General features: G+C 65.7%; 14 protein-coding genes. 13 read left to right on the top strand and 1 reads right to left on the bottom strand.

Translation table 11 applies throughout. The features are described from left to right. Positions 1-2: 2 nt before the first annotated feature. The 13 genes from NJQ98_RS10385 (at position 3) to NJQ98_RS10325 (ending at position 11,988) form a co-directional block, all read left to right on the top strand. The gene (locus tag NJQ98_RS10385) at positions 3-395 is read left to right on the top strand and encodes a hypothetical protein (protein WP_262178306.1); all 393 of its coding nucleotides are present in this window, start codon (positions 3-5) and stop codon (positions 393-395) included. A gap of 49 nt (positions 396-444) precedes the next feature. After that, positions 445-1,092 (top strand): AIR carboxylase family protein, encoded by a 648-nt coding sequence (locus NJQ98_RS10380; protein ID WP_262178304.1) that lies wholly within the window; start codon positions 445-447, stop codon positions 1,090-1,092. A 155-nt stretch (positions 1,093-1,247) separates the two neighbouring features. Further along, positions 1,248-1,664, top strand: a complete 417-nt coding sequence (locus NJQ98_RS10375; protein WP_262178303.1) for an NADH-quinone oxidoreductase subunit A — start codon at positions 1,248-1,250, stop codon at positions 1,662-1,664. Next, the gene (locus NJQ98_RS10370) at positions 1,657-2,349 is read left to right on the top strand and encodes an NADH-quinone oxidoreductase subunit B (protein ID WP_262178301.1); all 693 of its coding nucleotides are present in this window, start codon (positions 1,657-1,659) and stop codon (positions 2,347-2,349) included. Before NJQ98_RS10375 ends, NJQ98_RS10370 begins: the two co-directional genes overlap by 8 nt. Beyond that, the gene (locus NJQ98_RS10365; protein WP_262178300.1) at positions 2,346-4,022 is read left to right on the top strand and encodes an NADH-quinone oxidoreductase subunit D; all 1,677 of its coding nucleotides are present in this window, start codon (positions 2,346-2,348) and stop codon (positions 4,020-4,022) included. The genes NJQ98_RS10370 and NJQ98_RS10365 overlap by 4 nt, the downstream gene beginning before the upstream one ends. Further along, positions 4,022-5,062 (top strand): complex I subunit 1/NuoH family protein, encoded by a 1,041-nt coding sequence (locus NJQ98_RS10360; protein ID WP_262178298.1) that lies wholly within the window; start codon positions 4,022-4,024, stop codon positions 5,060-5,062. Before NJQ98_RS10365 ends, NJQ98_RS10360 begins: the two co-directional genes overlap by 1 nt. A gap of 34 nt (positions 5,063-5,096) precedes the next feature. Beyond that, the gene (locus tag NJQ98_RS10355) at positions 5,097-5,558 is read left to right on the top strand and encodes a NuoI/complex I 23 kDa subunit family protein (protein ID WP_262178297.1); all 462 of its coding nucleotides are present in this window, start codon (positions 5,097-5,099) and stop codon (positions 5,556-5,558) included. Positions 5,559-5,817: 259 nt separating this feature from the next. Then, positions 5,818-6,087, top strand: a complete 270-nt coding sequence (locus tag NJQ98_RS10350; protein WP_262178295.1) for an NADH-quinone oxidoreductase subunit J — start codon at positions 5,818-5,820, stop codon at positions 6,085-6,087. Beyond that, complete coding sequence (locus tag NJQ98_RS10345) at positions 6,084-6,488, top strand: proton-conducting membrane transporter (protein WP_262178293.1); 405 nt, start codon at positions 6,084-6,086, stop codon at positions 6,486-6,488. Before NJQ98_RS10350 ends, NJQ98_RS10345 begins: the two co-directional genes overlap by 4 nt. Further along, positions 6,488-6,793: an NADH-quinone oxidoreductase subunit NuoK gene (nuoK, locus tag NJQ98_RS10340; RefSeq protein WP_262178292.1), complete on the top strand. Its 306-nt coding sequence runs from the start codon at positions 6,488-6,490 to the stop codon at positions 6,791-6,793. Before NJQ98_RS10345 ends, nuoK begins: the two co-directional genes overlap by 1 nt. Before the next feature lie 2 nt (positions 6,794-6,795). Continuing rightward, complete coding sequence (gene nuoL / locus NJQ98_RS10335; RefSeq protein ID WP_262178290.1) at positions 6,796-8,901, top strand: NADH-quinone oxidoreductase subunit L; 2,106 nt, start codon at positions 6,796-6,798, stop codon at positions 8,899-8,901. Further along, the gene (locus NJQ98_RS10330; protein ID WP_262178288.1) at positions 8,902-10,431 is read left to right on the top strand and encodes a complex I subunit 4 family protein; all 1,530 of its coding nucleotides are present in this window, start codon (positions 8,902-8,904) and stop codon (positions 10,429-10,431) included. Further along, positions 10,432-11,988 carry an NADH-quinone oxidoreductase subunit N gene (locus tag NJQ98_RS10325; RefSeq protein ID WP_262178286.1) on the top strand — a complete coding sequence of 519 codons (1,557 nt, stop codon included), beginning with the start codon at positions 10,432-10,434 and terminating at the stop codon, positions 11,986-11,988. Here NJQ98_RS10325 and NJQ98_RS10320 read toward each other — a convergent pair. Beyond that, a complete protein-coding gene (locus NJQ98_RS10320) occupies positions 11,980-12,930 on the bottom strand; it encodes an MBL fold metallo-hydrolase (protein WP_262178284.1) in 951 nt (316 codons plus the stop codon). The two genes, NJQ98_RS10325 and NJQ98_RS10320, sit on opposite strands and share 9 nt — an antisense overlap. Positions 12,931-13,002: the final 72 nt, after the last annotated feature.

Genomic DNA, 13,002 nt, shown 5'->3' with positions numbered 1-13,002 from the left:
AGATGACCGACGACGGCGGGACGGTGTACGAGGGCACGCTCCGGCGTGGCGGCCGAATTACCGTCACCGAGAGCCGGGTGCTGCTCGACCGCCCCGACGACGAGTCGGTCACGGTTCCCCTGTCCGGCATCGTCGACGTGACCCTGCAGGACATCGACTGGTTTCTCGTCGTGATGAGCGTCGGGCTCGTCGGGTTCGGCATCGCCTCCGTCGGCCGCAGCCTCCCGCTCGCGGCCGGCTTCGCCGTCGCCGGGCTCGCCAGTACTGCCCTCACCTACCGGAAGCGGGGCGCACTCAGAATCAGCGTCGCCGGCGAGACGCGGCCGCTCAGGTGCTTCCCGACCGACTCGACGGCGTGTTACGACGCGCTCGAATCGGTGCTGGGCGAGGGGTGACGGCTCCGAACCGCCCACACTTAGGCCCCTCCCCGTCCGACTCCCGACCATGACAGCGGACAGCGTCCAGTCGATAATCGACCAGCTACACGAGGAAGCCGAGATGGACGTCCCGGACGACGAGACGCCCGACGTCGGCATCGTCATGGGGTCGGACTCGGACCTGCCGACGATGGCCGGCGGGCAGGGGAAGCGCCCGGGCGCGTACGAGGCGCTGGCGACGGAGCTCGACTTCGCGGAACAGACCGACTACACCGACGCGCCGGACGCCCGCTTTACCTTCGAGACGTTCGTCTGTTCGGCCCACCGGACGCCGGACCTGATGTACGCCTACGCGGAGACGGCCGAGGCGCGGGGCGTCGATGTCATCATCGCGGGCGCGGGGGGCAAATCAGCCGACCTGCCGAACATGACCGCGAGCATCGCCTACCCGCTGCCGGTCATCGGCGTCCCGGTCCAGGAGAAGTCCGTCGACAGCGTCATCGGCATGCCACAGGGCGCGCCCATCACCGCCGTCGACGCCGGGAAGTCGTTCAACGCGGCCCTGACCGCCGTTCAGATTCTTTCCCGCGAACACGACGAACTGCGGGACCGCCTCGTCGACTACCACGAGGGCCTCCAGACCGAGGTCGGCGAAGTGTCCCGCGATCTCCACGAACTCGGGACGCCGGGATTCAAAGACGCGTACTGGGAGTAACGGCCGTCGGTCACGTCCCCCTCTCACAGCGTGGCCGCCCGGGCCGACACCCCGCTGAGCGCGACTCGGTCGAGCCGACGGAATTCCGCCGCCGTGGTGGTTATCAACCCTTATATGCGAGTACTTCCAACCGTCGGACGATAGGAGATACCGGAATGAGTAATCCATGGATTGCCATCGGTGCACTCGCCGTCGTGGCGCTCGCCATACCCGTTGCGATGATGGTGGTATCGAGCCTGTTGCGACCGCGAGTGACCGAACAGGGCAAAACCGCCACCTACGAGTCCGGTGAAGTGCCTACCGGCAGCAGCCAGAAGATCAAGTTCAATATCCAGTACTACATGGTCGCGCTGCTGTTCCTCGTCTTCGACATCGAGACCGTCCTCATCTTCCCGTGGACGGTCATCTACCGCGACGCCATTGACGCGGGTGTCGGCATGACCAAAGCACTGGTTCCGATGGTCGTATTCATCGGCGTGCTCGTCGTCGGACTCGGCTGGGCATGGCGAAACGGCGCAGTTAGATGGGTGCGTAGTTCGCGTGCCACCAAGGGGGCAGACACATATGAGTAGTGACCAAACACCGCCAGCAGTCAACGACGTATCGACACAAGAGGCCCGGATGAGCGAGGGTGTCGACGACAGGTTCAACTCCACGCTCCGGGAGGCCTTTGGCTCGACCCCGTTCATCCTGACCAAGTTCGACAAGTTCATGAACTGGGTCCGTGGCTCCTCGATGTTCATGCTGCAGTTCGGGATTGCCTGCTGTAGCATCGAGATGATCGCCACGTACGCCATCAAACACGACCTCGACCGGTTCCACGCCGGGGTCCCGCGTGCGTCGCCGCGACAGGCCGACGTCATCGTCGTCCCGGGGACCATCGTCTCGAAGTTCGCCCCGCGGATGAAGCGGGTCTACGACCAGATGCCCGAGCCGAAGTTCGTCGTCTCGATGGGGTCGTGTACCATCTCCGGCGGCCCGTTCCAGGAGGGCTACAACGTCATCAAAGGGGCCGAGGAGGTCATCCCGGTCGACATCCACGTCCCCGGGTGCCCGCCACGGCCGGAAGCGCTCATCTACGGTATCGCGAAGCTTCAGGAACGCATCGCCAACGGCGAGTCCTCGCCGGTGACGGTCAAGCCCTACGAACTCGAACAGTTCGGCGACCTCGACCGGGACGAACTCGTCCAGCATCTCGCTGACGAGATAGACGAGGACGACCTCGTGATGCGGTACAACTGGGACGATTCGCCATGAGCCTAGAGAAACCCTCCACACCGACCGAGATCGGCGTCACCGAAGACGGACTGGACTACGACGCGCTCGCGGACCTGCTCGGCGGCCACGTGCTCGACCGCGAACAGCACGTCAACGCCGAGGGGTTCGTCATCCGACCCGACGAGGTCCAGGACGTCCTCTCGACGCTGAAGACCGAGGCCGGCTTCGACCACCTCTCCTGTGTCACGGCCCAGGAGTACGACGACCGCTACGAGTCTATCTACCACCTGCGGAAGTACGACGACCCGACACAGGAGCTGTCAATCGTCGTCCCCTCGCCGAAGGACGACCCGCACAACCAGTCCGGCGCACGCGTCTACGACACCGCTTCCTGGCACGAGCGGGAGGCCTACGACCTCGTCGGCATCGAGTACGACGACCACCCTGACCTCCGCCGGATTCTGCTGCCGGAGACGTGGCAGGGCCACCCCCTCTCACAGGACTACAACCAGAGCCAGCCACAAATCGTCTCGCTGCGGGAGAACGCGAACCCGCTCGAGGACGACCACCGAAGCGAGGACGACCCGGACACGATGTTCATCAACATCGGGCCCCACCACCCGGCGACCCACGGCGTCCTCCACGTCAAGACGGTCCTCGACGGCGAGCAGATCGCCGACATCGAGCCGGACATCGGCTACCTCCATCGGTGCGAGGAGCAGATGTGCCAACAGGGCACCTACCGCCACCAGATTATGCCCTACCCCGACCGCTGGGACTACGTCTCCGCGGGTATCCTGAACGAGTGGGCGTACGCGCGCGCCGCGGAGGACCTCGCCGACATCGAGGTCCCCGAGTACGCACAGGTCATCCGGACGATGTCCGCCGAGCTGTGCCGCATCGCCGCGCACATGCTCGCGCTCGGGACCTTCGCGCTGGACGTGTTCGGCGACTTCACCGCCACGTTCCAGTACGCCTTCCGCGACCGCGAGGTCATCCAGAACATCCTGGAGGACCTCACCGGTCAGCGGCTGATGTTCAACTACATGCGGCTGGGCGGCGTGGCGTGGGACCTGCCCGAACCGCGCGAGGAGTTCTTCGAGAAGACCCGGGACTTCCTCGACGGCCTACCCCACAAGCTGGAGGAGTACCACGACCTCATCACGGGCAACGAGATCTTCCAGATGCGCTGTGTGGACACGGGCGTCCTCTCGGAGGAGATGGTCAAGTCCTACGGCGCCACCGGTCCGGTCGCCCGCGGGTCGGGCGTCGACTACGACCTCCGGCGCGACGACCCGTACGGCTACTACGACGAGCTCGACTGGTCGGTCGTCACCGAGGACGGCGGCGACAACTTCAGCCGCGTCCTCGTCCGCATGCGCGAGGTCGAGGAGTCCGCCCGAATCATCGAGCAGTGTGTCGACCTCCTGGAGAGCTGGCCCGAAGACGACCGCGAGATTCAGGCCAACGTCCCCCGGACGCTGCGTCCGGACCCGGACAAGGAGATCTACCGCGCGGTCGAGGGCGCCAAGGGCGAACTCGGCATCTACATCCGGTCCGACGGGACCGACAAGCCCGCGCGGTTCAAGATTCGCAGCCCGTGCTTCTCGAACCTCCAGACGCTGCCGGAGATGTCCCAGGGCGAGTACGTCCCTGACATGGTCGCCTCGCTCGGTAGCCTCGACATCGTTCTCGGGGAGGTGGACCGCTGATGCAATCGGCTCCGCTTCCGGAGACGCTGGCCGGAATCGCGGGTCTTGACCCCAACAGCACCCCGGTGATGATTCTGATGAGCCTCATCGGGGCGGCGCTCGTCGGGACGCTGATGATGACGAACACGGCGCTTGCGGGGCCGTGGGCAAAGCGGAAGATCACGGCCGCGTTCACCGACCGCATCGCCGTCAACCGGATTGGCCCGTTCGGCCTGGGGACCATCGTGGTCGACGCGGTCCGGCTGCTCTCGAAGGAGCTCATCGTCCCCGAAGGCGTCGACCGCCCGGCGTGGGACCTCGCGCCGCTGCTCATCGCTAGCTCGGCGCTCCTCGGGTTCGCCGTCATCCCGATGGGTAACGGCATCCATCTGGCCGACCCCGAAGTCGGACTGGCCTACGTCTTCGCGACGGCGTCGATGGCCTCTATCGGACTGGTGATGGCGGGCTACGCGTCGAACAACAAGTACTCGTTTCTCGGCGGACTGCGCGCGGTCGCACAGAACGTCGCCTACGAGATTCCGCTGATTCTGACGGGCGCGTCGGTCGTGCTCTTTGCGGGTTCCCTGCAGATGAGCCAGATCGTCGCCGCCCAGCAGCAGACGCTCATCGGTCCGCTCCCCTCGTGGTACGCCTTCGTCAACCCCTTCGCGTTCGTCCTCTTCATGATCGCGAACCTCGCGGAGGTCGGCCGCAACCCGTTCGACATCCCCGAGGCGCCGACCGAGATCGTCGCTGGCTACCAGACCGAGTACTCGTCGGTGTACTTCGTGCTCATCTACCTCGGCGAGTTCATCCACATCTTCCTCGGTGGGGCCATCATCGCCACCATCTTCCTCGGCGGCCCGGCCGGGCCGGTGCTGCCGGGCATCGTCTGGTTCCTCATCAAGATCTGGGGCGTCTTCTTCTTCACCCAGTGGGCCCGGTCGGCCATTCCCCGGGTCCGTATCGACCAGCTCATCGAGATCGGGTGGAAAGGCATGCTGGTGCTCTCGCTTGCGAACCTGCTGCTGACTGCGGTCATCGTCGGGGTGGTCGTCTGATGGCCGCCCCGCTCCGGAACGGAGGTACCTACCAATGATTGGCATCATGAAATCCATGGCGACGACGATGAAACACGCCCTCGATGGGGAGACGTTCACGGTGGAATATCCGGAAGTCGCCCCCGAGGTGAGCCCACGGTTCCGCGGCGTCCACAAGTTCAGCCAGGAGCGGTGTATCTGGTGTCGGCAGTGCGAGAACGTCTGCCCGAACAACACTATCCAGATCGTTCAGGACGACCAGCGCAACGGCGAACAGTACAACCTCCACATCGGGCAGTGTATCTACTGTCGGCTCTGTGAGGAGGTCTGTCCCGTCGACGCCATCCTCCTGACGCAGAACTTCGAGTTCACGGCGGACACGAAAGACGAGTTCGCCTACGACAAGGAGCAGCTCAAGAACGTCCCGTGGTACAAGGACATCGACCCGCTGGAGTCGCGCGAACCTGACCGGGGCGCGTGGATCGGTGAAGGCGACGGCGAAGTGGACTACCAGTAACGCTCGGCTCCGGTTTTTCGACGCGGTCTCTCTCTATCGGTGCTGTACTGACTGTCGGTATCGTCCGTTCCGACAGACTGTTCTCGGGCGCTACGTGAGCCACCACGCTGGCGCCCGGTTAGTGTCAGATGAAGATAGTATACCGCCACACAGGGGGGTGGCAGTCGGATTTCCGGCAAACAGTGGGGTGTTGCGCGCTCGCTCGCGCGAGACGAAAGAGGAATCTTCAAAGGGCCGCCGCCAAGACTCTCCAAGTAAGATGGCACTGTACGAGTCAATCGCGTTCGCGCTGTTCGCTCTGGTGACGGTGGGCAGTGCGGCCGGCGTCGTGTTAGTCCGGGACGTCTGGCACTCGGCGCTGTTACTGGGCGTCTCGTTGGTCAGCGTCGCCGTGTTCTACGTGCTGAACCAGGCGGCGTTCGTCGCAACGATGCAAATCCTCGTGTACGTGGGCGGCGTCCTCATCCTCATCACGTTCGCCGTGATGTTGACCCGCGAGGACGAGTCCGTCGTCGAGGTGACGCCATGACGAACCAACCGCGATTCAACACCGAGGGGAGTTTGACGGCGGGACTCGCCGCCGTGGGCCTGTTTGCCGTCCTCGGCGGCGTGTTCCTGACCGCTTCCTTCCCCGTGCCGGTGGGCTTTCCCGACGGGGCAGCGATAACCAAGAGCCTGGGCGCGGCGCTGTTCGACATCGCGCCCGGCCAGCTGATGGGCGAGGGCGAGGCGGCCGTCCCCGGTGAGGGGTTCCTCGTCGCGTTCCTCCTTGTCGGCGTGCTTCTGGACGCCGCCCTTGACGGAGCGGTGATGCTCGCAAAGCGCGAAGAGGCAGGCGAAAACGTCAGCCTGGGTACCGGAACCGACACGCCCGAAGACGCCGTCGCGGCCGACGGCGGGCCCTTGTCGTCCGACGGGGGTGAGAACTGATGGCTGTTCCGGCCCAGTACTACCTGCTGCTCTCGGCAGCACTCTTCTGTATCGGCCTCTTTGGCGTCCTGACGCGACGCAACGCGCTCATCTTCCTGATGTCGGTCGAGCTGATGCTGAACGCGGCCAACATCAACTTCGTCGCGTTCTCGCTCCAGCACGGCAACCTCACCGGCCAGGTCTTTGCCCTGTTCGGAATGGCCGTCGCGGCCGCCGAGGTGGCAATCGGTATCGGCATCATCCTCGTCCTGTACCGCAACTTCACTGACGTGGACGTAACGAAAGCGACGACCATGAGGTGGTAACGATGGCTGCATTCACATACGCTTCGGCGATTGTCCTGCTCCCGTTCGTATCGTTCCTGGTCGCCCTCTTCCTGGGCGACCGGATGCCGAAAGGCGGCGCCCTCGCCGGTATCGGGGCGACCGGGCTCTCGCTCGCGCTCTCCATCTGGGTTGCCCTCGACGTGGCCGGATTCGTCGGGTCGACGACGTCGTACAACGAGTTCGTCTACACGTGGGTCGCGGGCGTCGACTCCATCGCTCTGCGCTTCGGGCTGTTGCTCGACCCGCTATCGGCGCTGATGCTGCTCATCGTGACGCTCATCTCGTTCCTGGTCCACATCTTCTCGCTGGGCTATATGAACGACGAGGGCGAGACCGGTCTCCCCCGGTACTACGCCGGCCTCGGTCTCTTCACGGCGAGTATGCTCGGTTTCGTCGTGGCCAACAACCTTCTGATGGCCTTCATGTTCTTCGAGCTGGTGGGCCTGTGTTCGTATCTCCTCATCGGCTTCTGGTTCCGGGAGGACGGCCCGCCCAGCGCCGCGAAGAAGGCGTTCCTGGTCACCCGCTTCGGTGACTACTTCTTCCTCATCGGCGTCGTCGGCATCATCGCGACGTTCGGTACCGGTCTGTTCGCCCCGATCCGCGACGCCGGCGAGGTCGTCGAACACGGTTTCCCCGGACTGGCCGAGGAAGCCGTGGTCAACGGAGCGACGGAACACATCGCCATGCTCGACACCGTCGGCATGGGCCCGCAGGCGTGGTTCACGGTGCTGGGCCTGCTCGTGCTGGGCGGGGTCATCGGCAAGTCCGCGCAGTTCCCGCTGCACACGTGGCTCCCCGACGCCATGGAGGGCCCGACGCCGGTCTCCGCGCTCATCCACGCCGCGACGATGGTCGCGGCCGGCGTCTATCTGGTCGCGCGTATGTACGGCTTCTACGCCATCTCACCGACGGCGCTCGCCGTCATCGCCCTGGTCGGCGGCTTCACCGCCCTCTTCGCGGCGACGATGGGCGTCGTCAAACAGGAGATAAAACAGGTGCTCGCCTACTCCACCATCTCCCAGTACGGATACATGATGCTCGCGCTGGGGTCGGGCGGGTACGTCGCCGCGGTCTTCCACCTGACCACCCACGCCGTGTTCAAGGCGCTGCTGTTCCTCGGCGCGGGGTCGGTCATCATCGCCATGCACCACAACGAGAACATGTGGGACATGGGCGGCCTGAAAGACCGGATGCCGGTGACCTACTGGACCTTCCTCTCCGGGTCACTGGCGCTGGCAGGCATCGTCCCCTTTGCGGGCTTCTGGTCCAAGGACGAGGTGCTGTACGAGGCCCTCATCCACGGGCTGGGCAGTTCGGGCGGGCTCGGGCCGGTCTACCTCCTCGCGTACGCGATGGGGCTGTTGGCCGTCTTCATGACCGGCTTCTACACCTTCCGCATGGTGTATCTCACATTCCACGGTGAGCCCCGGTCCGACATCGCGCGTGACCCACACGAGGTGGGCTGGAACGTCAAGGGCCCCCTGTCGGTGCTCGGCGTCCTCGCCGCGACCATCGGGTTCATCAACATGAAACCGGTCGCGGAGCTCACCGGCGCACACATCGACTTCCTCCACAAGTGGCTCAACGGCCCCGAGGAGGGCGGCTGGCCGGCATCGCTCCACACTGGCCTCCACCACTACGAGGAGCTGCTCCACGACGTGGCCGGCGTCTCGGCGGGCGAGCCACTCGGTGCCATGGGCACCCTGCTGGCCTCGGCGGCCCTCTCGCTGGCGCTCGCCCTGGCCGGGCTGTTGGTCGCCCGGTCGCTGTACGGCGGGCCCGAGCCGGTCGAACACACGGACAAACTGGGCGGTGCGAAGACCATACTCATGCACAACTACTACCAGGACGAGTATCAGGTGTGGCTCGCGACCGGGCTCACGTACCCGGTCGCCCGCGCGATGGACAAGTTCGACCAGGGCGTCGTCGACGGCGTCGTCAACGGCGTCTCCAGCGTGAGTCTCTTCGGCGGCCGCCGGGTGCGTCGCATCCAGTCCGGGGTCGTCAGCAACTACGCGACGCTGCTGACGCTCGGGCTCGTGCTCTTGCTCGTCGTCTTCGGCGTCGCCGGGGGGTGGTTCTGAATGCTGGTCGAGACCCTCCTGCTGGTGACGCTGCTCGGTGCCGGTGTCGTCATGCTGGCGCCCGACCGCTTCGCCGGCAAGCTCGCGGCGGGAATCAGCGTGATTCCGGTCGCGCTGACGACCTACATGTACTACGTGTTCCTCACCGACTACAACGGCGCCGGGAACGCGCTGCTCTCGCCCGGTGAGGCCGCCTTCGGGACCCAGGTCCCGTGGCTCAGCCTGGGCGAGTACACCGTCCAGTACTACGTCGGGCTGGACGGCGTCAGCATGCCGCTGCTGGCGCTGACGACCATCCTGACGACGCTGGCTATCGTCTCGGCGTGGACGCCCATCGACGAGCGACAGTCCCAGTTCTACGGGCTGATGCTCCTCATGGAAGTGAGCCTCATCGGCGTGTTCACCGCGCTCGATTTCTTCCTCTGGTTCGTCTTCTGGGAGGGCGTGCTCATCCCGATGTACTTCCTCATCGGCGTGTGGGGCGGCCCGCGCCGGAAGTACGCCGCCATCAAGTTCTTCGTCTACACGAACGTCGCCTCGCTGGTGATGTTCGCGGGGCTCTTTGCCCTCGTGTTCGCGACGGACCTGACGACGCTGTCGCTGCCCGCGATGGCGACGGCGTTCCGGACGGCGACCGGGCTCCCGACGATAGCCGGCTACAGCCTGGCGACGATTTCGTTCGTCCTGATGTTCGTCGGCTTCGCGGTGAAGGTGCCGGTCTTCCCGCTGCACACGTGGCTGCCCGACGCCCACGTCGAGGCGCCGACGCCGGTGTCGGTGATGCTGGCCGGCGTCCTCCTGAAGATGGGGACCTACGCCTTGCTCCGATTCAACTTCACGATGCTGGAGGCGACGGCCCGACAGCTCGCGGTCCCGCTGGCCATCGTCGGCGTCGTGTCGGTCATCTACGGCGCGATGCTGGCGCTGGCCCAGCGTGACCTCAAACGCATCGTCGCGTACTCCTCTATCTCCTCGATGGGATACGTCATCCTGGGGCTGGTCGCGTTCACCCCGCTCGGGATGGGCGGTGCGACCTTCCAGATGGTCGCCCACGGCCTCATTTCCGGGCTGATGTTCATGACCGTCGGCGTCATCTACAACACGACGCACACGCGCATGGTCGGCGACATGTCCGGGCTCGCGGACCGGATGCCGTGGACGGTCGGCATCTTCGTCGCCGCCGCCTTCGGCTACATGGGCCTGCCGCTGATGGCCGGCTTCGCCGCCGAGTTCTTCATCTTCCAGGGCGCCTTCGACGCGGCGACCCTGGGCGCGAGTGCTCCCGTGTTGACGTCGCTGGCGATGTTCGGCATCGTCATCGTCGCCGGTTACCTGCTGTGGGCGATGCAGCGCACGCTCTTTGGCGGCTTCAAGCTGGAGACCGACTACGAGGTCGGCCGCGCGGCCTTCCACGACGTGGCGCCGCTTGCGGTCCTGCTCTTGCTCGTCATCGCCCTGGGTGTCGCCCCCGACCTCTCGCTGGATATGATACAACACGCAATCGCTCCGCTCACCGGAGGTGGTGCATAGATGGTCGACCCGACGTGGCTGGCAACCGCGCCCGCCCTGACGTTCGTCGCGGCCGCGCTCGTGCTCTTGCTCGCGGATAGCGTCGACCCCGACACGACGAACACGACGCTGCTCGGCGGCATCGCCGTCGCCGGCTCGCTGGGCTCGCTGACCGCGGCGGTGTACCTGCTGTACAGGGAGGTCGGCATCCCGACCGAACAGGGCGGGGACGGCGTCGCCACCCTCTTCAGCGGTCAGCTGGTCGTCGACCAGATGGCGCTGTTCTTCATGATAATCGTCGCGAGCGTCACCGCTCTGGTGACACTCGCCAGTATGGACTACGTGCGCGAACACGCCTACCAGGCGGAGTTCTACTCGCTGGTCCTGCTGTCGGCGACCGGTATGAGCCTGCTGTCGGCCGCTAACAGTCTAGCGACGGCCTTCGTCGCCTTCGAACTCATCTCCCTGCCGTCCTACGCCCTCGTCGCCTTCCTGAAGAAGAACCGGGGGAGCGTCGAGGCCGGACTGAAGTACTTCCTCGTCGGCGCGGTCTCCTCGGCGGTGTTCGCCTACGGCATCTCGCTCGTGTACGCCGCGACCGGCGTCCTCCGCTTTGACGCCGTCGCGACGGCCGTCGAGTCCGGCACTGTCCAGACCGTCGTCGACGGGAGCGTCGAGGCCGGGGCGAGCGGCGCCTCGGTGCCCATGTCCATCCTCGGCGTCGGTATCGTGATGATTATCGGCGGCCTCGCGTTCAAGATGGCCGCCGTGCCGTTCCAGTTCTGGGCGCCCGAGGCCTACGAGGGCGCGCCCGCGCCCATCTCGGCGTTCCTCTCCTCGGCCTCGAAGGCCGCCGGCTTCGTGCTGGCGTTCCGCATCTTCGCCGTGGCCTTCCCCATCGGCTCGCTCGTCGGGAGCGGCGCCGTCGACTGGTTCGTCGTCTTCCAGGTGTTGGCCATCGCGACGATGTTCGTCGGGAACTTCGCCGCGGCGACCCAGGAGACGGTCAAGCGGATGCTGGCCTACTCCTCGATCGGTCACGCCGGCTACGTTCTCATCGGGCTGGCCGCTCTCACTGCGACCGGTGACGGGATGTCGCTATCGATGAGCGCCGGGATGGCCCACCTCATGGTCTATGGCTTCATGAACACCGGCGCGTTCCTCTTCATCGCGCTGGCGGAGTACTGGGGCGTCGGCCGACGCTTCGAGGACTACAACGGCCTCGGCAAGGAGGCGCCGGTGGCCTGTGCCGCGATGACGGTGTTCCTCTTCAGCCTCGCCGGCCTGCCCATCGGCGGCGGGTTCTTCTCGAAGTTCTACCTGTTCCAGGCGACGCTGAACGTCAGCGCGTGGTCGCTGGCGGCCGCGCTGGTCATCAACAGCGCGCTCAGCCTGTTCTACTACTCCCGCGTCGTCAAGGCGATGTGGATCGAGGAGCCCACCGGCGAGCGCTCTATCGAGTCCTACCCGACGGGGCTGTACACCGCCATCGTCGCCGCGGCGGTCATCACCGTGCTCCTGATTCCCGGCTTCGGATACATCTCGGAGATCGCCTTCCGAGCCGTCGAGCTACTGTAGCTCGTAGACGAACACGCCGCCGCTCTCCCGTTTTTCCACCCGACCGCGCGCTTCGAGCACGTCGAGATGCCCGACAGCCTCGCTCATCCCCGCGAAGTACTCCGTCGCGGGGAGGTCGCCAAAGAGCGCCGTCATCACGTCGACCGGCGTCGTCGTGCCCTCGCTCACGATGTCGGCCACCTCGTCGCTGCGCTGGTCGTGAGCCGCCAGAGTGGCGTCGATGCGCTCCGACGGCGACTCGACCGGCTCCCGGTGGCCGGTGAGGAAACGGTCGTGGCCCTGCTCGCGGAGCCACCGCAGGGAGTCGTTGAACGCCGGCAGAACGCGGGGGCGTTCGCCCCCCTCCTCGGGCGGTGGCTGAAGGAAGGGGTTCGGCGTGATGTCGCCGAGTACCGTGTCGCCGACGATGGCCTCGCGGCGCCCCTCGTGGTCGTAGGAGAAGATGCACTCGCCGACGGCGTGACCGGCGACGCCGTCGACGGTCAGTGACTCGTCGTCGACCGTGATGATGTCGCCGTCGTCGAGCTCCCGGTCGGTCTCGACGCTCCTTGCGTAGGGGAGAAACGCCTCGGGGAGCTGTGTGACCGCCTTCGCCGTCTCCCTGGAGATACCACAGCGTTCGAAGAAGTCCGTGAAGTAGGACTGCTCGTAGCGCAGGCGGGCGCCGAAATCGCGCATGATGGCGGCGCCCTCGGAACTGGCCAGCACCCGCGCGCCGGCGTCCCGGAACCGATGCGCCAGACCGAAGTGGTCCGGATGGGGGTGAGTAACGACCACTTGCGAGATGTCGCTCGGCGCGAGTTCCCGAGCTTCCAGCGCTTCCAGCAGGCGCGACCAGGCCTCCTCGCTGTCCGGTCCAGGGTCGACGATGGTTCGGCCCGCGACGTAGGCGTTGACCGCGCCGATCTGGAACGGCGTCGGTATCGACACCCGTGTGAACATACGGCGAGCTATCGCGCGGTCGGTGAAAACAGTTCGTACACCGTTGACGGTAGCACGGTCGGTTTATTTTCC

This window comes from Haloarcula laminariae (genome assembly GCF_025457605.1).
GTDB lineage: Archaea > Halobacteriota > Halobacteria > Halobacteriales > Haloarculaceae > Haloarcula > Haloarcula laminariae.
This window is presented reverse-complemented; position numbering and strand designations above follow the sequence as displayed.